The organism is Novosphingobium sp. IK01 (assembly GCF_033242265.1).
Lineage (GTDB): Bacteria > Pseudomonadota > Alphaproteobacteria > Sphingomonadales > Sphingomonadaceae > Novosphingobium > Novosphingobium pituita.
The window spans coordinates 2,434,096-2,452,935 of the sequence record NZ_BTFW01000001.1 but is presented as its reverse complement, the minus strand read 5'-3'; the positions used below and the strand labels follow the sequence as shown (position 1 = coordinate 2,452,935).

The 18,840-nt window shown below is 67.8% G+C and carries 17 protein-coding genes; 6 read left to right on the top strand and 11 right to left on the bottom strand.

The annotated features are described in order from the left end of the window. The first annotated feature begins 175 nt into the window (after positions 1 to 175). A complete protein-coding gene (locus SBI20_RS11305) occupies positions 176 to 1,399 on the top strand; it encodes an MFS transporter (RefSeq protein ID WP_317975130.1) in 1,224 nt (407 codons plus the stop codon). 99 nt (positions 1,400 to 1,498) lie between these two features. Here SBI20_RS11305 and rpsI read toward each other — a convergent pair whose 3' ends face one another. From rpsI to SBI20_RS11290, 3 genes are all read right to left on the bottom strand, one after another. After that, positions 1,499 to 2,044 (bottom strand): 30S ribosomal protein S9, encoded by a 546-nt coding sequence (gene rpsI / locus SBI20_RS11300; protein ID WP_317975129.1) that lies wholly within the window; start codon positions 2,042 to 2,044, stop codon positions 1,499 to 1,501. 2 nt (positions 2,045 to 2,046) lie between these two features. Continuing rightward, positions 2,047 to 2,526 (bottom strand): 50S ribosomal protein L13, encoded by a 480-nt coding sequence (rplM, locus tag SBI20_RS11295; protein ID WP_317975128.1) that lies wholly within the window; start codon positions 2,524 to 2,526, stop codon positions 2,047 to 2,049. Between the two features lie 179 nt (positions 2,527 to 2,705). Beyond that, complete coding sequence (locus tag SBI20_RS11290; protein WP_317975127.1) at positions 2,706 to 3,770, bottom strand: COX15/CtaA family protein; 1,065 nt, start codon at positions 3,768 to 3,770, stop codon at positions 2,706 to 2,708. A 137-nt stretch (positions 3,771 to 3,907) separates the two neighbouring features. Here SBI20_RS11290 and SBI20_RS11285 point away from each other — a divergent pair, with 137 nt between their 5' ends. Both SBI20_RS11285 and thiS read left to right on the top strand, forming a co-directional pair. Then, the gene (locus SBI20_RS11285; RefSeq protein WP_317975126.1) at positions 3,908 to 4,300 is read left to right on the top strand and encodes a MerC domain-containing protein; all 393 of its coding nucleotides are present in this window, start codon (positions 3,908 to 3,910) and stop codon (positions 4,298 to 4,300) included. Between the two features lie 40 nt (positions 4,301 to 4,340). After that, positions 4,341 to 5,366, top strand: a complete 1,026-nt coding sequence (thiS, locus tag SBI20_RS11280; RefSeq protein ID WP_317975125.1) for a sulfur carrier protein ThiS — start codon at positions 4,341 to 4,343, stop codon at positions 5,364 to 5,366. Between the two features lie 95 nt (positions 5,367 to 5,461). On the opposite strand, the gene SBI20_RS11275 is transcribed toward thiS, so the two are convergent. Next, positions 5,462 to 7,099 carry a hypothetical protein gene (locus SBI20_RS11275; protein WP_317975124.1) on the bottom strand — a complete coding sequence of 546 codons (1,638 nt, stop codon included), beginning with the start codon at positions 7,097 to 7,099 and terminating at the stop codon, positions 5,462 to 5,464. A 152-nt stretch (positions 7,100 to 7,251) separates the two neighbouring features. On the opposite strand from SBI20_RS11275, the gene mutS reads away from it, so the two are divergent. Together mutS and SBI20_RS11265 are read left to right on the top strand one after the other, a co-directional pair. Continuing rightward, on the top strand, positions 7,252 to 9,858 hold the full coding sequence (mutS, locus tag SBI20_RS11270; RefSeq protein WP_459349870.1) for a DNA mismatch repair protein MutS: 2,607 nt from the start codon (positions 7,252 to 7,254) through the stop codon (positions 9,856 to 9,858). Positions 9,859 to 9,922: 64 nt separating this feature from the next. Continuing rightward, positions 9,923 to 11,566: a M23 family metallopeptidase gene (locus tag SBI20_RS11265; RefSeq protein WP_317975123.1), complete on the top strand. Its 1,644-nt coding sequence runs from the start codon at positions 9,923 to 9,925 to the stop codon at positions 11,564 to 11,566. A gap of 197 nt (positions 11,567 to 11,763) precedes the next feature. Here SBI20_RS11265 and SBI20_RS11260 read toward each other — a convergent pair whose 3' ends face one another. From SBI20_RS11260 to argB, 6 genes are all read right to left on the bottom strand, one after another. After that, positions 11,764 to 12,384 (bottom strand): MarC family protein, encoded by a 621-nt coding sequence (locus tag SBI20_RS11260; protein ID WP_317975122.1) that lies wholly within the window; start codon positions 12,382 to 12,384, stop codon positions 11,764 to 11,766. A 5-nt stretch (positions 12,385 to 12,389) separates the two neighbouring features. Then, on the bottom strand, positions 12,390 to 13,217 hold the full coding sequence (locus tag SBI20_RS11255; RefSeq protein WP_317975121.1) for a hypothetical protein: 828 nt from the start codon (positions 13,215 to 13,217) through the stop codon (positions 12,390 to 12,392). An 88-nt stretch (positions 13,218 to 13,305) separates the two neighbouring features. Then, entirely contained in the window at positions 13,306 to 14,196 is an 891-nt protein-coding gene (gene folD, locus SBI20_RS11250) for a bifunctional methylenetetrahydrofolate dehydrogenase/methenyltetrahydrofolate cyclohydrolase FolD (protein WP_411911559.1), read from the bottom strand. A 44-nt stretch (positions 14,197 to 14,240) separates the two neighbouring features. Beyond that, positions 14,241 to 14,540 (bottom strand): YggT family protein, encoded by a 300-nt coding sequence (locus tag SBI20_RS11245; RefSeq protein ID WP_317975119.1) that lies wholly within the window; start codon positions 14,538 to 14,540, stop codon positions 14,241 to 14,243. Positions 14,541 to 14,889: 349 nt separating this feature from the next. After that, positions 14,890 to 15,483, bottom strand: a complete 594-nt coding sequence (locus SBI20_RS11240) for a hypothetical protein (RefSeq protein ID WP_317975118.1) — start codon at positions 15,481 to 15,483, stop codon at positions 14,890 to 14,892. 28 nt (positions 15,484 to 15,511) lie between these two features. Next, the gene (gene argB, locus SBI20_RS11235; protein ID WP_317975117.1) at positions 15,512 to 16,426 is read right to left on the bottom strand and encodes an acetylglutamate kinase; all 915 of its coding nucleotides are present in this window, start codon (positions 16,424 to 16,426) and stop codon (positions 15,512 to 15,514) included. Positions 16,427 to 16,622: 196 nt separating this feature from the next. Between argB and SBI20_RS11230 the strand changes: the two genes are divergently transcribed. Then, on the top strand, positions 16,623 to 17,900 hold the full coding sequence (locus tag SBI20_RS11230) for a NupC/NupG family nucleoside CNT transporter (RefSeq protein ID WP_317975116.1): 1,278 nt from the start codon (positions 16,623 to 16,625) through the stop codon (positions 17,898 to 17,900). A gap of 158 nt (positions 17,901 to 18,058) precedes the next feature. On the opposite strand, the gene SBI20_RS11225 is transcribed toward SBI20_RS11230, so the two are convergent. Then, entirely contained in the window at positions 18,059 to 18,793 is a 735-nt protein-coding gene (locus SBI20_RS11225) for a sterol desaturase family protein (RefSeq protein WP_317975115.1), read from the bottom strand. Positions 18,794 to 18,840 lie beyond the last annotated feature (47 nt).

The window sequence follows — 18,840 nt, the reverse complement described above, 5'->3', positions numbered from 1 at the left end:
TCCAAAGCTCATGGGGTGCAGGGGGCCCTGCCCCCTGCGGTATCCCTTGTTCTTCCTTGCCTTTCAAAATCAGCCCCCGTTTGCGCACCGCGCATTCGATTTCATGCAACTGGTACGCCGGACTTTGCACGGCAGGGCATTTGCCGGACAAAATCGACCGGCCTAGGAGGCGGGCATGTCCCACGCCTCCTCCGCGCCGGCGGCCCCTCATGCCGTCTCCCAAACTGCGACACCCAATCCCAACCGCGAAATCCTGCTCAGCGTCACCTGCACGGCGCTGGCTTATCTGGGTGTCGGCCTGCCGCTGGCGGTCCTGCCCGACTGGGTTCACCGCGACCTCGGCTTCAGCACCGTTCTGGCCGGTCTGGCCATCTCGATCCAGTATGTCGCCACGATCATCAGCCGGGGCCTCGTCGGGCCAATGGCCGATACTGCGGGCCCGCGCCTGTCGATCCTCGTCGGCTTTGCCTGCTGCCTGGCCAGCGGGATTGCCGCGCTGGGGGCCGCGCATCTGGCCTCGGCCAGCCCGTCCCTCGCGCTCGTCCCGCTGTTTCTCAGCCGCATCGCGCTCGGCTTTGGCGAAAGCATGATCGGCACCGGCGCGATTGCCTGGGGCATCGCGCGGACGCAACCGGCGCTGACTGCGCGGGTGATCTCGTGGAACGGCATGGCGACCTATGGCGCCATCGCCGCCGGGGCGCCGCTGGGGGCATGGCTGTTCGGCATCGGGGGCATCGGGGCCATTGGCCTGGCCCTCGCGCTTACCGGCATTGCCGGGTTTGCCTTTGCCTGGCCGCAGCCGACCACGCGCAGCATCGCCAGCCAGCGCATGCCGTTCCACCATGTGCTGCGCCGGGTCACGCCTTACGGGATCGCGCTGGCGCTGGGGGCCATCGGCTTCGGGGCGATCTCGGCCTTCATCGCGCTCGACTACAGCGCGCGCGGCTGGGCCGGGGCGCCGCTGGCGCTGTCGGCCTTCGGGCTTTCGTTCGTGGCCTCGCGCCTGCTGTTCGTGCGCCAGATCGAGCGTCTGGGCGGCCTGCGCGTGGCCCTGATCTTCCTTGCCATCGAAATCGTCGGCCTGCTGCTGGTCTGGCAGGCGCCGGTCGCATCCATCGCCGCGCTGGGTGCGGGGGCGACGGGCTTTGGCTTCGCTCTGATCTTCCCGGCGCTGGGGATGATCGTGGTCGATCTGGTTCCGCCGCAGAATCGCGGCTCGGCCATCGGGGCCTATTCGCTGTTCACCGATGTTGCCCTGTGCGCGACCGGCCCGGCGGCGGGCTATCTGGTGGGAACATCGGGCTATCAGGCGCCGTTCCTGCTGGGGGCCGTGTCCGCGCTGGCCGGGGCGGTGATGGTTGTCATGCTGATGCAGGCGGCGCGGCATCGTCGGACATGAAAAGGCCCAAGCATGAAACAAGGCTGGGCACGAAAAAAGGGCCACGCTTGCGCGTGGCCCTTTTTCTGTTCCGAACGGAAAGCTCCGTCCGAAGCGCGATCAGCGCTTCGAGAACTGGAAGCTGCGGCGAGCCTTGGCGCGACCGTACTTCTTGCGTTCCACCACGCGGCTGTCGCGGGTGAGGAAGCCGGCGGCCTTCACCGCGCCACGCAGGGCGGGTTCGAACTTCGAGAGAGCCTGGGCGATGCCGTGCTTCACGGCGCCAGCCTGGCCCGACAGACCGCCGCCCTTGACGGTGGCGATGATGTCGTACTGGCCTTCGCGACCGGCAACCTGGAACGGCTGGTTGATCACCAGACGCAGGGTCGGACGGGCGAAGTAGACTTCCTGATCGCGGCCATTGACCACGATCTTGCCGCTGCCGGGCTTGAGCCACACGCGGGCCACGGCGTCCTTGCGGCGGCCGGTCGCATACGAACGGCCGAACGCGTCGACTTCGCGGTCGCGCAGGGGAGCGGTGGGGGCGGCGGGCACGACCGGCGCTTCCACGTCGCCTTCGGCGGCGGGTTCAGCGGCGGCGGCGGGAGCGGCAGACGTCAGGTTCTTGAGGTCGGCCAGGCTCGAGACGGTGTCGTTGTCGGCCATGATTATGCGCCCACCTTGTTCTTGCGGTTCATCGAGGCGACGTCGAGCGCCACCGGCTGGGTGCCACCGTGCGGGTGTTCGGTGCCGGCATAGAGGTGCAGGGCACGCATCTGGTCACGACCGAGCGGACCGCGCGGGATCATGCGCTCGACAGCCTTTTCAAGCACGCGCTCGGGGAAACGACCACCCAGGACCTTGTCCGCGGTGACTTCCTTGATGCCGCCGGCATAGCCGGTGTGCTTGTAATAGGTCTTGGCCTTGAGCTTGTTGCCGGTCAGGCGGACCTTGTCGGCGTTGATCACGACAACGTGATCGCCGCAATCGACGTGGGGCGTGTAGCTGGGCTTGTGCTTGCCGCGCAGATGGTTGGCGATGATGACGGCCAGACGGCCGACCACCAGGCCTTCGGCATCGATCAGATGCCACTTCTTTTCCACCTCGGCCGGCTTGATCGACCGGGTGACCTTGCTGAGAGCCTTCATGGCTGGTTCGGTTCCCTGGATAATGGGGTACCCACGTCACGCACCAGAAGAATCCTGACACACACGGGGTGAAGGAGTGCGCCTTTGTTGCAAATGGCCCGGAGAGTCAAGCAAACCGGGGGTTTTGCGTGGAGGTAAAATAATACCTTCGCAATTTTGCCCCGTCTTGCCGGCGCGTTTTATCCGCGCCGGGCAGGGCGTCCCAGCGCATGGGCCGCCCACACCGTGCAGGCCAGCAGCACGGCGCCGCACAGCTGGTGAAGCACCGCCAGTCCGATCGCCACCCCGCTCCACACCGTCGCGATGCCCAGCACGACCTGCATGCCGAACGCGCAATGCAGCGCCACCGAAACCCGCCGCTGGCCGCTCCGCCGCAGCACCCGCGCGACGACCACCAGCACCGCCACGACCGCCCAGGCCCATGTGCGGTGGAAGAAATGGACGAGATAGGGATCGCTGGTCAGCGCATGGAACGCGCCTGCCGCCCAGTCCACGCCATCGGGCCAGATATTGCCCTGCATCAGCGGCCAGGCATCCCAAGAGAACCAGCCCGCCCCGGCCACCACGCCCGCGCGCAGGCCCGCCAGCAGCGCGCCATAGACCAGCTGCAAGGCCAGCATCGCGAGGGCCAGCGTGCCCAGCCCGGTCAGCCGGGACCGCGCCTCGCCCCGCGCCAGCGCCCGCAGGTCGAGCATCGTCCACACGATCCCGCCCAACGTGAACAGGGCTACCGCCAGATGGGTCGCGAGCCGGTAGTGGCTGACTTTCACGTCGTGGACGATCCCCGACTTGACCATCCACCAGCCCACCGCGCCCTGAAGCCCGCCCAGCGCCAGCAGCGCCAGAAGACGCGGCTTGTAGCCCGCCGGAATGCGCCCGCGCAGCCAGAACCACGCCAGCGGCACCGCAAAGACCATGCCGATGGTGCGCGCGAGCAGGCGGTGGACCCATTCCCAGAAGAAGATCGACTTGTAGGTGGCCAGCGTCATCCCCGCCGGGCCGTTGACGAGGATATATTGCGGGGTCTGGCGATAGGCGTCGAATTCGGCCTGCCATTGCGCCTGGGTCAGCGGGGGGAGGGTGCCCGACACGACGTTCCATTCGGTGATCGAGACACCCGACTCGGTCAATCGCGTGATCCCGCCGACGACCACGATGCCCACGATCATGATCGCCACGACCAGAAGCCAGCGCGCGAGTGACAGGGGGGAAAGTGACGAGGGAGAAGGGGAAGCAGAAGTCATGAACCGGCATGTGCGGCCAGCCACCGCGCCTGACAAGTGGACATTTGGAACCGGCCCAAGGAACCGAAATACAGGGAACAGATGGATCGCGCATCCAGCGCCTTGAATGATGATACAACGTTACATATATGGACCCCATGAACCAGGCCCTCCTCGCCTTGCGCAGCCGACTCGATCGCTTCGGGGTGATCCTCTCCGGGCTGTGCATGATCCACTGCCTTGCCGGGCTGTTCCTCGTGGGCGTGCTGGGGCTGGGCGGGGGCGTGCTGCTCAACCCGGAAATCCATCACATCGGCCTGATCCTCGCCATCGTGATCGGGGCGGCCACGATCGGCATGGGCGCGCTGCGCCATGGACACCGGTTGCCACTGGTGCTGGGCCTGTCCGGGCTGGCGCTGATGACGGCGGCGGTTCTGGTCGGCCACGGGAGCGCCGAATCCGTGCTGACCATTGCGGGCGTGCTGCTGGTGGCCTGCGCCCATATCGTCAACATGCGCCGGGGGTCCTGTTCGACGACCTGCGATTGTTGAACGGCTTGCGCCTGTTTTTCCCTGCGTTAAAGCACCAGCCATGGCCACGAACCCCGCACCGTCCGCCCTTTCGATCACCCTGAACGGCGAACCGCGCCGCGCCGCGCCCGGCTCGATCGCCGATCTCGTGCGCAGTCTCGACCTCGATCCCGCCAAAGTGGCGGTCGAACGCAATGGCGCCATCGTGCCCCGTTCGACCCTTGCCGACGTGGCGCTGGGCGAGGGCGACGTGCTCGAAATCGTCCATTTCGTGGGCGGCGGGCAGGACGATGCCCCGGCCAGCGATGACACGGCTTCCGGCGACACATGGACGGTGGCAGGCCGCACGTTCCGCTCGCGCCTGATCGTGGGCACCGGCAAGTACAAGGATTTTGCCCAGAACGCCGCCGCGCTGGCCGCTTCGGGCGCGGAAATCGTCACCGTGGCGGTGCGCCGGGTCAATGTCTCGGACCCCAAGGCGCCGATGCTGACCGACTATATCGACCCCAAAAAGGTCACCTACCTGCCCAACACCGCCGGGTGCTTCACCGCCGAAGACGCCATCCGCACGCTGCGCCTCGCGCGTGAGGCGGGCGGCTGGGATCTGGTCAAGCTGGAAGTCCTGGGCGAGGCGCGCACGCTCTACCCCGACATGCGCGAGACCCTGCGCGCGACCGAGACTTTGGCCAGGGAAGGCTTCCTGCCGATGGTCTATTGCGCCGACGACCCGATTGCCGCGCGCCAGCTCGAAGAAGCCGGTGCCGTCGCGATCATGCCGCTGGGCGCACCGATCGGCTCGGGCCTTGGCATCCAGAACAAGGTGATGATCCGCATGATCGTCGAAGGCGCCAAAGTGCCGGTGCTGGTCGATGCGGGCGTGGGCACGGCGAGCGATGCCGCCGTGGCGATGGAACTGGGCTGCGACGGCGTGCTGATGAACACCGCCATTGCCGAAGCGAAAGACCCGATCCGCATGGCCCGCGCGATGAAGGCCGCCGTCGAGGCCGGGCGCGACGCCTATCTGGCCGGGCGCATGGCCACGCGGCGTTATGCCGATCCCTCCAGCCCGCTGGCCGGGCTCATCTGATTCCAGAGGGTTCATCCCATACGGAAAGGGCGCCGGTGGCCAAAGCCACGGCGCCCTTTTTCATGAGCCCTTTTTTATGAGTCCTCGCCGCGCGATCAGTTATCGCGCGGGCGCCATGTCGGGAAGCCGAGCGGACGCACGGCGAAGAGCAGGCTGCGCCCTTCCTGCCAGACGAGGCGCAGGCGCGGATCGGGGTTGCGCGGCAGCCCGGTGTCGATCAGCCAGACATAGTCCACCCGCTCGATGGGGGCGTACCGCAGCGCCGAATCGACCGAACGCAGCCGCCCGCCCTGACACCCGCGCGACCACACGAATTCGGAAGGATCGGCAACGAAATTGCGCGCCGGGCGGAACCGGGGGACCACCATGTGCAGGCCCGGAATCGCCCAGTTGTCGTTCACCCAGGCCTGACGATAGACGCTCGCAAGGCTGGCGAGATGGTCGCGCCGGGTGTTGCGCCAGGATTCCTCGATGCATGAATGCTCGACAAAAGTGAGCACGCGGCTGCCCGGCTGGATATGTTCGAGCGCCGACAACTGCTGGCGGAAATCGTCGGCATAGTCGGCAAAGCTGGCGGCGGTGACGACCGTGCGCAGGCCCAGCAGGGCCAGCCCCGCCAGCGCAATGGCTTTCGCACGCCGGGCAGGCGCGCCGCTCCAGTCCTGAAGGCCGAGCAGCAGCATCATGGCCGGGGGCAGCAGGCGCACGTCGACAAAGGCGCTGCCGTTGATGTCGCTGGGAATGATCACATAGAGCACCGCGACGGCAAGGCCGGGCAGGCCCCGCTGCCAGTTCCAGCGCCCGCCCAGAAACGGCCCGACCAGCAGCAGCGCAAAAGTGGCAACCGTCGTCACCGCGTCGAGCCAGAACGACTGGTCGCGCAAGGTAAGCCACAGGAACTCGCCCTTCTGGTCCCAGCGCCAGGTGTTGAGGCTGCGCACCGGGGCAGGCGACAGCAGCTTCCACAAAATGATCGTGACCACCGTGGCCAGAAGCGGCCAGCACAGCACGACGAGGCGCCGCAAGGCCGCCTTCCAGTCGTGCGTGGAGAGAACCGTGCGCCACTGGCTGCGCCGCCACCAGCCCGCAGGCAGGCGGTCCATCTCGCGGCCCAAGGCGTTGGAGGCGATCAGAATGGCCAGCAAAAGCCCGCCAATGGCATGGCACAGCATCGCCAGCGGCTGGGCCACGACAAGCACGGCAGCGCGCAGGCGCGGGCGATCCTCAAGCCAGATCGCCGCCGCGAACATCGTGAGCGAAAGCCCGGTACCCAGAATATAGTTGAGGAAGCCGGTGAGCAGCGGGAAGCTGAACACGAACATCATCGCCCAGGGCGCGCCATGGCCGCCGCGCGGGTTGGCCATGCGGATCGTGGCCAGCGCCCCCCCGGCAAACAGCGCCGTGGCCAGAACCGTGCTCCACCAGCCCGCCGCCAGAATGCCGAACTGCGCGCCCAGCACCTTCATCAGCACGTCGCCGCCGATGTTGAGCGTGAAGACCCATTTCCAGCCCAGGTACTTGCCCAGCGGGCTGGCCGGACTGGCCGCCTCGATCGCGGCTGCACCCATGTGGCCCGGCACGTCGACCAGCGGGGGCACTTCGACCAGCACGAACGGCATGCAGATCAGCAAAGTGCCGAGGATCAGACCGGGAATCGACAGCCAGGGCAGCCCCCCGGCGCGCCAATCGAGATGAAACCGCCCGAACCGGGACCGGCCTTGTGGAACCTGCATAAGCCTCTTCGTGATGCCTTGGGTCGCGCCCATAGCACGAATGGCCCGCAAAAGGGAGCGGGCAGGAACGGCGCCAAAACTGCACGGGCGGATTGTTCATATCCGGGACGGATGATTTGAGAAACCGGGGCGTATGGGCTAGCCCCGCCTCCATGTCTGCTACTCCTGCTGCTCCCACGCCGATGATGGCGCAATATCTCGCGCTCAAGGATCAGGCCCCCGATTGCCTGCTGTTCTATCGCATGGGCGATTTCTTCGAACTGTTCTTCGACGATGCCCGGCAGGCCGCGCAGATCCTCGACATCGCGCTGACCAGCCGGGGCGAGCATAGCGGCGCGCCGATCCCGATGTGCGGGGTGCCGGTCCATTCGGCGGAAAGCTATCTGGCCCGCCTGATCCGCGCCGGGTGCCGGGTGGCGATTGCCGAACAGGTCGAAACGCCCGAGGAAGCCAAAAAGCGCGGCGGCTCCAAGGCGCTCGTCGCGCGCGACATCGTGCGCTTCGTGACGGCAGGCACGCTCACCGAGGAAGCCCTGCTCAACCCGCGCGAATCCAACGTGCTGGTGGCAATCTGCCCCTTGCGCGAAAGCCTGGGGCTGGCCGCCTGCGACATTTCGACCGGCACGATGGAACTGGAGGAATGCACCGCGCAGACGCTCGGCGCCGCGCTCGCCCGGCTTTCCCCGCGCGAAGTGGTCTGCCCGCAGGACTGGGACATGGCCCCGCCCGAGGCGGTCACTCGCGAGGGCCGCACCTTCGACAGCGCGGCGGGCGAAACGCGCCTGCGCGACATCCATGGCGTCGCCACGCTCGACGGCTTCGGCGCCTTTTCGCGCGCGATGCTGGCGGCGGCGGGCGGGCTGATCGCCTATCTCGACCATGTCGGGCGCGGGCGCCTGCCGTTCCTGCTGCCCCCGGTGGCGCGCGGGGGCCACGCGCACATGGCGATGGACGAGGCGACGCGGGCCAGCCTCGAAGTGCTGGTTTCAGCCAGCGGCACCCGCGCGGGCAGCCTGACCGACGCGGTCGACCGCTGCGTGACCGGGGCGGGCGCGCGTCTTCTGGCGCAAGACCTGTCGGCGCCGCTGCTCGATGTGGGGATGATCGGCGCGCGGCTGGCGCTGGTGCAATGGCTGGCCGAGGATTCGCTGCTGCGCGACGATTTGCGCGCCGCCTTGCGCGCGGTGCCCGATCTGGGCCGCGCGCTGGGCCGGGTCGTGGCCGGACGGGGTTCGCCGCGCGATCTCGGGCAATTGCGCGATGGCCTTGCCCAGGCGCAGGCGCTCCACGATGTGCTCGCCGCGCGCGACGATCGCCCCGATCTTGCCCGCGCGCTGCTGCCCCGTCTGACCGGGCATCAGGCGTTGGTCGACCTGTTCACCCGCGCGCTCGTGGCCACCCCGCCGACCGAACGCGGGCAGGGCGGCTTCATCGCCGAAGGCTATGACGCCGATCTCGACGCCTTGCGCGCGGCCTCGGGCAATTCGCGCCGCGCGATTGCCGCGCTCGAAGCGAAATACCGCGACGAAACCGGCGTTGCCGCGCTGAAAATCCGCCACAACGGCGTGCTGGGCTATTTCATCGAAGTGCCCGCGCGCCATGCCGACCGGCTGATGCAGCCCGACTCGGGCTTTACCCATCGCCAGACCATGGCCGGGGCCGTGCGCTTCAACGCGCTCGCCCTCCACGAGGAAGCCAGCCGCATCGCCGAGGCGGGCGGCCATGCCCTCGCCGCCGAGGAAGCCCATTTCGAAGACCTGATCGCGCAGGCCAGCGCCGCGCGCGAGGGTATCGCCGCCAGCGCCGCCGCGCTCGCCCGGCTCGATGTGGCCGCCAGCCATGCCCAGCGCGCGATCGAGGGCGGCTGGTGCCTGCCCCATGTCGTCGAGGAACCGGTGCTGGCCATTGCAGGCGGGCGCCATCCGGTGGTCGAGGCGGCGCTCGCCAAGGCGGGCGAACGCTTTGTCGCCAACGACTGCACATTGGCCGCGACCGACCGGCTGTGGCTGGTGGGCGGGCCCAACATGGGCGGCAAATCGACCTTCCTGCGCCAGAACGCGCTGATCGTGCTGCTGGCGCAAGCCGGGGCCTATGTGCCCGCGCAGAGCGCGCGCGTGGGCCTCGTCGACCGCCTGTTCAGCCGCGTGGGCGCGAGCGACAACCTCGCGCGCGGGCGCTCGACCTTCATGGTCGAGATGGTCGAGACCGCCGCCATCCTCCAGCAGGCGGGCGAACGCAGCTTCGTGATCCTCGACGAAGTGGGGCGCGGCACCTCGACCTATGATGGCCTCGCGCTGGCCTGGGCCGTGGCCGAGGCAGTCCACGAGGTGAACCGCTGCCGCTGCCTGTTTGCCACCCATTACCACGAGATGCAGCGTCTGGCCGAAACCTGCCCGGCGCTCTCGCTCCACCATGTCCGCGCGCGCGAGTGGAAGGGCGATCTCGTGCTGCTCCACGAACTGGCGCAGGGGCCTGCCGACAAGTCCTATGGCCTGGCCGTCGCCCGGCTGGCGGGCGTGCCCGATGCGGTGGTCAAGCGCGCGCGCGCCGTGCTCGACAAGCTGGAAAAGGGCCGCGCGGCCACCGGGGGCCTGGCCGCCGGCCTTGGCGACCTGCCGCTGTTCGCCGCCGCCATCGAGGCCGCCGAGGAGAAAGTCGACGCGCTGCGCGACAAGCTCAACGCGCTCGACATCGACGCGCTCTCCCCGCGCGCCGCGCTCGACCTGCTCTACGACCTGAAACGCGAGGCCAACAGTTGACCCCAATCCCGGCCTGATCCGCGATTTTACGGGGTCTTAACCCCCGATCCGGCAGGGACAGGCCATGAGTGCCCCTTTCAACAGGCCCGGTTCGGATTTTGGTACGCTGGCCAGCGGGGCTGGGGGCCCGCGCCCCGTCTTTGGCCGTGCTGTCTCCGGCACGCTTGGCCCCGGCGCACAGCATCGCAGCCGGAGGCTGGCCCCCGCCGCGCGTCCGGTTCACGCGCTCCCCCCGCCGCCAGCGCTATCGGCCCCATGGCGGCAATCGTCCCATCCGCTTGCCCGCCGCTGGCTGGCCCTGTGCCTGCGCATCGAGCGCGCCGCCGCCCGCACCTTGCGCTGCCACGACCTCGGGCAGGACATCGGCAGCCGCCATTGGTTTCATGGCGCGGCCACCTGCACCGTGCTGGCGGGCCTTGCCCTTGCCTTCTGGCCCAGCTTCACCCCGCTGCGCGCCGCGCCGCTGACCGCGCTCGACGAGCAGATCGCCGGTGAATTTGCCGCGCAAGGCATCCGCCCGCTCGCGCAAGGGGCGGTCAACGGGCGCCATTTCGCGGCAGGCCCCCGCGTGGTCCACCTCGCCGCCGCGCCCGAACGGGCCAGCATCACGATGACCGCCACGCTGGGCGAATCCGACAGCATCGCAGGCATGCTGCAACGCGCCGGGCTGACCCAGTCCGACGCGGGACGGACCGCGTCCCTGATCACGCAGGCGCTGCCGGACAGCCAGCCCAACAGTCATCTGGCCCCCGGAGCCCGTTTCCAGATGGTTCTGGGCCCGCACGCCGGGCCGCTCGATCCGCGCCCGCTCGAAAGCCTGAGCCTGCGCGCGCGCTTCGACCTCGCGCTCGACGTGCGCCGCGAAGGCGGCGCGCTGGTCCTCCACAAGCAGCCCATCCCCGTCAGCGTGGCGCCGCTGCGGCTGACCGGGATCGTGGGATCGAGCCTCTACCGCTCGGCCCGCGCCGCCGGGGTCAGCCCGAATATCGTGCAGGACTACTTGCGCACGATCGATTCCGCGCTCCCCTTCGAGGACATCGCCCCGACCGACGAATTCGACATCATCGTCTCCTATCGCCGCGCCGCCGACGGGCAGGGCGAGATGGGCGACCTGCTCTATGCCGGGATCAGCCGCGACGGGCACCCGCGCGCGCAATTGCTGCGCTGGGGCAACGATGGCGCCTTCTTCAGCCCCGAAACGATGAAGGGACAGGCCACCGACAGCAGCGACTCCGGGCTGCTGGTCGCGCCGGTCGCGGGCCATGTCACCTCGGGCTTCGGCTATCGCTTCCACCCGATTCTGGGCTTTACCCGCCTCCACGCCGGGATCGATATCGGCGCGCCCTGGGGCAGCCCGATCCACGCCGTCAGCGATGGCACCGTCAGCTTTGCCGGATGGCACGGCGGGCATGGCGAATATGTCCGCCTCGACCATGGCGGGGGCATCGGCACCGGCTATGGCCACATGAGCCGCATCGCCGTGGCGCCGGGCGCCCATGTCAGCCGGGGGCAGGTGATCGGCTATGTCGGCTCGACCGGCCTCTCGACCGGGCCGCACCTGCACTACGAACTCTATCGCGGCGGGCAGGCCGTCGATCCTTCGTCGGTCCGCATGATCGCCCGCACCCGCGCGGTCGATCCGGCGCAACTGGCGGCCTACCGCGCGCGGCTGCGCGGCCTGATGGCGCTGCGTCCGGGGGCGATCTGAACTGCGGGAAGAAGCACCAGGCTTGCCAATAAAGGCACTGTGCGCTGCTCCCTTTTTCGTCATCCCCGCGCAGGCGGGGATCCAGTTCCGACGGTTGCTCGTGCAAACAAGGCAAGACGCTGGATTCCCGCCTGCGCGGGAATGACGAAGGGGTATAGGGCAGCTTTGGTGGCTATGCCCGGTATGCCAGCGAGCGTTCAGAACTGCGTGCGCAGGCCGTCGATCACGAACTGGGCGGCCAGCGCCGCCAGCAGAACGCCGAGCAGGCGGGTGACCACGGCTTCCACCTGTTTGCCCAGCACGCGGATGATCGGCGTTGCCGCCACCAGCGCAATGAGGCTGAGCAGCATGACCACACCCAGCGCGGCGAGGACCACGGCGGTTTCCTCGGTGCCGTGGGCGCGGGCGGTCAGCAGCATGATCGAGGCGATCGAGCCGGGCCCGGCCAGCATCGGCATGGCCATCGGGAAGACCGACACGTCCTCGACATGGGGCTGGGCATTGCGCACCTTTTCGGCGCGCTCCTCGCGGCGGCCCGTGCGCTTTTCAAAGACCATTTCGAGCGCGATCAGGAACAGCATGATCCCCCCCGCAATGCGGAAGCTGGCCAGTTCGATGTGCAGCGCCCCCAGCAGGGCTTCGCCGAACAGCGCAAAGACGACGAGGATCAGCGTGGCGATGATGCAGGCACGCACGGCCATCTGGCGGGCCTGGGTGGGGCTGGCATCGGCGGTCAGCCCGGCATAGATCGGCGCGCAGCCGGGCGGGTCGATCACCAGAAACAGCGTGGTGAAGGCCGAAAGGAACAAGTGGAACATGAAGGTCAGCTTCCCACGGTAACATTGGGGGTGCCACTGCGCGGAGGCGCGGCATCGAGGTGGATGACTTCCTGCATCGCCCCGTCCTTCCACATCCACGCACGGAAGCGGCGGCCACCATCGGGCAGCACGGTCGCGCGCCAGGCCAGCGTGCCGTCATAGGACTGGCCCTGCGTGGTGTCGGCCCCGGCGGGGGTGGTTTCGGCCGGAAGCGCGGCGCGAAGCGGGCGCATCGGGGGCGGCGCGCCTTTTTTGGGCTTGGGCGGGCGCGGCGCGTCGAGATCGGCAAGCTGCTCGGCCTCGGTCCGCGGGCGGCGGACCGGGCAATCGGCGACGAGACCGGTCAGGAAATCGGGCGCGGGGAGCGCCTGCGCGGTCGGCGCCTCAAGGGTGAGGCTCCAGCGATAGAAGCCCTTTTTGAGGTTGCGCTGCCAGACGGTGGCATACCAGCCCCCCAGCCTTTCCTGCCCTTGCGCGTCCTTTGCGCTCCAGCGCCCGCGCGTGACGCCATAGGTGCCGTCGCAGCCGATCCAGGCGCCATCGGGCTGGCGCAAGTGGGGGGCTTCCCCATGCGGAAGATCGTGCAGGGCCGTTTCGGCCAGTGCGCGCGGGGGCGAAAGCACTTGCGCGTCCTTCGCCATCGTCTCGGCCAGACCCTCGCCCCAGCCCCTGCGCTCCATGGCATGGGTCGTGGCGATGTCGGCGGCGATCAGCGCGCTGGGGTTGGCGACAAAGCGGATCGCCTGCGCCTGCGCACAAGGGACCAGACCACCAAGGGACACCAGACCGGAAAGAAGGGTGAGCGCCAGCGCGCCGGAAACACGAAACTGCATGGCGCCCGTTCTATCGCATGGACCGGGCCGGGCAAGCGCGCTCTTGCCCGGCCCCGCAACGGGACCGGGCAAAAATTCAGCCCATCATTCAGATCGCGTCGGGCGCCAGTTCCAGCCCGGCATGACGGTAGGCAGCCACCAGCGCATTGCGCAGCAGGACCGCGATGGTCATCGGCCCCACGCCGCCCGGAACCGGGGTGATCGCCCCGGCGACATGACGGACGTCTTCATAGGCGACATCGCCGACCAGCCGCGTCTTGCCTTCCACGGCGCCCGGCACGCGGTTGATGCCCACGTCGATCACGGTCGCACCCGGCTTGATCCAGTCGGCCTTGACCATTTCCGGGCGGCCGACGGCGGCCACCACGATATCGGCGCGACGGACCACCTCGGGCAGGTTGCGCGTGCGGCTGTGCGCGACGGTAATCGTGCAGCTTTCGGCCAGCAGGAGCTGGGCCATCGGCTTGCCCACGATGTTCGAGCGCCCGATCACTACCGCTTCGAGGCCCGAAAGGCTGCCCAGCTTGTCCTTGAGCAGCATCAGGCAGCCCAGCGGCGTGCAGGGCACATAGCCGGGCTGGCCGACCGCAAGGCGCCCGGCATTGGTGACATGGAAGCCGTCGACATCCTTGTCGGGGCTGATCGTGGCGATCACCTTCTGCTCGTCGAGATGGGCGGGCAGGGGAAGCTGGACGAGGATGCCGTCGACCGCCGGATCGGCGTTGAGCTGCTCGACCAGCGCGAGCAGGGTGGCCTCGTCGGTATCTACGGGGAGCTTGTACTCGAAGCTGGCCATGCCCGCCTCGATCGTGCTCTTGCCCTTGGAGCGGACATAGACCTGGCTGGCCGGGTCTTCGCCCACCAGCACCACGGCAAGGCCCGCCTTGCGCCCGGCCTCCGCCTCGAACCGGGCTGCCAGCGTGGCGATGCGCCCGCGCAGGCCCGCAGCAAAGGCCTTGCCGTCGATCACATCGGCCAACTTCACGTCGGAATTCATCACATCTGCGCTCACATCAACTTGATTCACACCAGGGCCCCCATCGACTGTCCAAGCCCGATGAGCAGCATCTGCGCTGCCCAAAGGCCGAACAACAGCACCATCGGCGAAAGATCGAAGGGCCGCGTATCGGGCATGAAGCGACGGATGGGACGCAGGAACGGCTCGATGATCACGTTGAGCGCCCGCCAGATCGCCGCCACGAAATCGTTGTGCAGGTTGACCACGTTGAAGCTGATCAACAGCCCGAGAACGATCTGGATGATGATGACCATCTGGAAGATGTCCATCAGCCGTCCGATGATGACGATTAAAGCGTAGAGCACGTAAACCCGCCGTTTCTGCTGTGTTTCCTCCGTGCCTTACCCCAGGCCACCCCCGAAGGGCAATCGGGAGCATGCCTCCTGCCGCTTTCAGGTTCCGATCAGGTTTCGCCGATGGGCCGCCCTTAGCGTCTGATCCGAAACTGTCGTTTCGGATCGTTCGGCACCGGCCCGCTCCCCCACCCGGCCTCCCTACGATAGTACCCTATGGGAGGTCGGGTGGGGGAGCGGGCCGGTGCCGAACCGAAATTCGCCTCTTCGGCGAATTTCGAATCAGACTCCTAGGCGCTGCGCAGGGCGGGGGAAACCGGCGAAAGGCCGATTAGGAAATCTCATGTTCAAAAGGGAGGGTTCAAAAGGGAAAAGTGGTGCTCTCGATATGCCAGCGCATCTGCTCCGCACTTGCGCCAAGGCCATCGTTGGCCCGCCGCAGGACGATCTGCCCGCGATAGTGATGGGCGCCGTCGATGATCGTGACAGGCACGGTATCGTAGAGCGAACCTGCCGCGCCTTCCTGCTGCCCCGCCTCAAGGGTCACGCGGGGCTGGACAAGCTGCCCCCAGCGCGCGGCGAAGGCCTTTTGCGAAAGCCCGCTGCGCGTGCCGCCCTCGCCCCAGAAAGCGCGCACCAGCGCCCAGTCACGCTGTTCGACCGCATCGGCCCAGGCCCGTGCGACGACAGCCGGATCGCGGGAGGCCGAAGGAACAGGCGCGCTTGCCCTGGCTGCCGGGGCATCCTCGTGCGCGGCCAGCGAGGCGGGCGAGACCAGCCAGGGCGGCGGGGTCATCTCCGCCGCATCGGACGCAGAACGCGCCTCGGGCGAGGGGGAGGAGGGAGCTGGCGCGGCCTCGTGCCCCCCGCACCCCGACAGAGCGATAGTCTGGGCAATGGCCAGAATCGACAGGGCAGCGGAGCGCGGACGGGCATGGATCATGGTCTCTACCACGCGCCGCACCGCCTTTGGTTCCAGCCTCTCAGCGGTGGATCAGCGTGCCCGCACCGCGCGCGGTGAAGATTTCGAGCAGCATCGCATGGGGTACGCGCCCGTCGAGCACGACCGCCGCCTCGCACCCGGCCTCGACCGCGTGGACGCAGGTTTCCAGCTTGGGAATCATGCCGCCGCTGATCGTGCCATCGGCGGTGAGCCCGGCGATGTCTTCCGGGGTCAGGTCGGTCAGCAGGCGCTTGTTCTTGTCGAGCACGCCCGGCACGTCGGTCAGCAGGAACAGCCGCGAGGCGCCCAGCTTGGCCGCGATGGCACCCGCCATGGTATCGGCATTGATGTTGTAGGTGTGGCCGTCGCGGCCAACGCCGATGGGGGCGATCACGGGGATGATCCCCGCCGCGCTCACCGTGTGGATGATCGTCGGGTCGATTTCGGTCGGCTCGCCCACGAAGCCCAGGTCGACCGCGCGTTCGATATTGCTGCCCGGATCCTTGGTCGTGCGCTCGACCTTGGTGGCCGTGACCAGCCCGGCGTCCTTGCCCGAGATGCCGATGGCCTTGCCGCCCGCACCCGCGATCCAGCCGACCAGTTCCTTGTTGATCTTGCCCGAAAGGACCATCTCGGCGACTTCGGCGGTGGCCGCATCGGTCACGCGCAAGCCGTCGACGAAGCTCGATTCCACGCCCAGCTTCTTGAGCATGGCGCCGATCTGGGGGCCCCCGCCGTGAACGACCACCGGATTGATGCCCACCGCCTTGAGCAGCACGATGTCTTCGGCAAAATCGTGTGCGGCTTCGGGATCGCCCATGGCGTGGCCGCCATATTTGACCACGAAAGTCTTCCCCGCATAGCGCTGGAGATAGGGCAGCGCCTCGGTCAGCGTTTCCGCCTTGGCGAGCATGCTGGTGCGATAGGAGTCGGTCTGGTCGATATTGGTGGCCATGATGGACAAGCGCCTTAGCCCCCCTGACGTGAAATTGAAGTGAATAATGCGTCACGGGCCCCCTTGTGGGCTCCGGTTGCGTGCCCCGGTTGCAATTTTTTGCAGGAAACGGCGCATCCCCGCTTTTGTCCCGGCCCCAAACCCGGCTAGGAACGCATGTTCGGACCTTCAAAACAGCGGAGTTGGCCTTCCCGCCATGCATATCCTTTCCAGTCTGGGTGGCATGGCGCTGCTCTTTGCCCTGGCGTTCCTGCTCTCGTCCAATCGCCGCGCGATTCGCTTGCGGGTGGTCGTGCCCGCTTTTGCGCTCCAGGCCGGTTTTGCCGCCCTCGTGCTCAGCTTCCCGCCGGGCAAGGCCGCGCTTCAGGGGGCGGCCCATGCGGTCGAGACGCTGCTGTCCTATTCGCACGCCGGGGTCGAATTCGTGTTCGGCGATCTGGCCCGGCCCGACATGGGCGGCAAGAGCGTGGCCATCGCGGTGCTGCCGCCGATCATCTTCTTCGCGGCGCTGATCTCGATCCTCTATTATCTGGGCGTGATGCAACTGGTGATCCGCTGGATCGGCGGGGCACTGGAAAAGATCACCGGGATCAGCCGGGTGGAATCGCTGTGCGCGGCGGCCAACATCTTCGTCGGGCAGAGCGAATCGCCGCTGGTGATCCGGCCCTATCTGGCTTCGCTGACACCCTCGCAGGTCTTTGCAGTGATGAGCGTGGGCATGGCGGGCGTGGCGGGCACGATCCTGGCTGCCTATGCCGGGCTGGGCGTGCGGATCGACTATCTGGTGGCCGCCGCCTTCATGTCGGCGCCCGGCGGCGTGCTAATGGCCAAGCTGATCATGCCCGACATGCCCCATGTGATCGACCTGCCCGTGCTCGACCACAATGACCCGCACGCGCAGATCACCAACCCCCACGTAAAGCCCGAGCTGGAAGATACCCCCGAAGAACAGCGCCCGGCCAACCTGATCATGGCCGCCGCACAAGGGGCACAGACCGGGGTCAGGCTGGCGGTCGCGGTGGGGGCCATGCTGCTGGCCTTCGTCGCGCTGATCGCGCTGGCCAATGGCATTCTGGGCTGGATCGGGGGGCAGGTCGGCCATCCTGGGCTGACGTTCCAGCAGATCCTCGCGCCGGTCTTCGCCCCGCTATTCCTGCTGCTGGGCGCGCCCGACTGGAACGAGGCGCTGACCGCAGGCGGCCTGTTCGGCACCAAGATCGTGCTCAACGAATTCGTCGGCTTCATCGACCTCCAGCAGGCCAAGACGCTTTCGGCGCATACCGTGGCGCTGGTCACGTTCGCGCTATGCGGCTTTGCCAATTTCTCATCGATCGCGATCCAGATGGCGGTTGCCGGTGGCCTTGCCCCGAACCAGCGCCCGGTGATCGCCCGGCTGGGCCTGAAGGCCCTGTGCGCGGGCGCCCTCTCGAACCTGATGAGCGCGGCGCTGGCGGGCCTGTTCCTCTCGCTCTGATGACCTGATCCGAAACTGTCGTTTCGGATGGTTCGGCACCGGCCCGCTCCCCCACCCGGCCTCCCATAGGGTACTATCGTAGGGAGGCCGGGTGGGGGAGCGGGCCGGTGCCGAACCGAAATTCGCCTCTTTCGGCGCATTTCGCATCAAACGCCTTTTCAGAAATCGCGGGTCAGGCCCGCATCGGTGCCGCACCAGCGGTCCCAGTGGCGGAAATAGAGGCCATAGTTGCAGGCATAGCGGGCATGGTGAAGGTCGTGATGGCTGGCGGTGATCAGCCAGCGCCCCGCGCGGCCCTGCACCAGCGCGCGCGGGAAGATTTCCCAGCCCATGTGGTTGGTCACCCCCATGACCGTCATGATCACCAGCACGAGCGCCAGCATCCCCGCCTGAATCGGCACGATAAAGACGAGGGCCGGGATGAACAGCCCGACGATTGCCGCCTCGACCGGGTGAAAGCTCATCGCCGCCCAGGCCGTGGGCGGGCGGCTGGCATGGTGGATCGCATGGATCGCGCGGAACACGCGCGGGCGGTGCATCCAGCGGTGTGTCCAGTAGAACCAGGCATCGTGGAGCAGCAGATAGGCCAGCACAGAAACCGGCATCCACCACAGCGGCCAGTCATGGGGATCGTGGTAGATCCGCGTCCAGCCATGGGCCTGCCAGCCCCAGGCGATGATCCCGGCAGGAAGGCCATAGATCACGCTGGCGACCAGGCTCCACCCGATCTCGCGCCGAATCTGGCCGGACGGAATGCGCATGGCACGCGGTGCCCTGCGCGCGGTGAGCCAGGCAAAAATCCCGCTCGCGGCCAGATAGCGCACCGCGACGATGACCGTCATCGCGACAGCGGAAACCAGCGCGGAAACCATCGGGGCAGCCAGAGCGGACATGACAGGGGCTATGCCAAGCCTTGCCCGCGATGCACAGACATTTTGGC

What these genes read in the sequence shown, in the direction of transcription:
- SBI20_RS11305 (WP_317975130.1), top strand. Translation starts at nt 176, where the DNA reads ATGTCCCACGCCTCCTCCGCGCCGGCGGCCCCTCATGCCGTCTCCCAA.
- rpsI (WP_317975129.1), bottom strand. Translation starts at nt 2,044, where the DNA reads ATGGCCGACAACGACACCGTCTCGAGCCTGGCCGACCTCAAGAACCTG.
- rplM (WP_317975128.1), bottom strand. Translation starts at nt 2,526, where the DNA reads ATGAAGGCTCTCAGCAAGGTCACCCGGTCGATCAAGCCGGCCGAGGTG.
- SBI20_RS11290 (WP_317975127.1), bottom strand. Translation starts at nt 3,770, where the DNA reads ATGACTTCTGCTTCCCCTTCTCCCTCGTCACTTTCCCCCCTGTCACTC.
- SBI20_RS11285 (WP_317975126.1), top strand. Translation starts at nt 3,908, where the DNA reads ATGAACCAGGCCCTCCTCGCCTTGCGCAGCCGACTCGATCGCTTCGGG.
- thiS (WP_317975125.1), top strand. Translation starts at nt 4,341, where the DNA reads ATGGCCACGAACCCCGCACCGTCCGCCCTTTCGATCACCCTGAACGGC.
- SBI20_RS11275 (WP_317975124.1), bottom strand. Translation starts at nt 7,099, where the DNA reads ATGCAGGTTCCACAAGGCCGGTCCCGGTTCGGGCGGTTTCATCTCGAT.
- mutS (WP_459349870.1), top strand. Translation starts at nt 7,252, where the DNA reads ATGTCTGCTACTCCTGCTGCTCCCACGCCGATGATGGCGCAATATCTC.
- SBI20_RS11265 (WP_317975123.1), top strand. Translation starts at nt 9,923, where the DNA reads ATGAGTGCCCCTTTCAACAGGCCCGGTTCGGATTTTGGTACGCTGGCC.
- SBI20_RS11260 (WP_317975122.1), bottom strand. Translation starts at nt 12,384, where the DNA reads ATGTTCCACTTGTTCCTTTCGGCCTTCACCACGCTGTTTCTGGTGATC.
- SBI20_RS11255 (WP_317975121.1), bottom strand. Translation starts at nt 13,217, where the DNA reads ATGCAGTTTCGTGTTTCCGGCGCGCTGGCGCTCACCCTTCTTTCCGGT.
- argB (WP_317975117.1), bottom strand. Translation starts at nt 16,426, where the DNA reads ATGGCCACCAATATCGACCAGACCGACTCCTATCGCACCAGCATGCTC.
- SBI20_RS11230 (WP_317975116.1), top strand. Translation starts at nt 16,623, where the DNA reads ATGCATATCCTTTCCAGTCTGGGTGGCATGGCGCTGCTCTTTGCCCTG.
- SBI20_RS11225 (WP_317975115.1), bottom strand. Translation starts at nt 18,793, where the DNA reads ATGTCCGCTCTGGCTGCCCCGATGGTTTCCGCGCTGGTTTCCGCTGTC.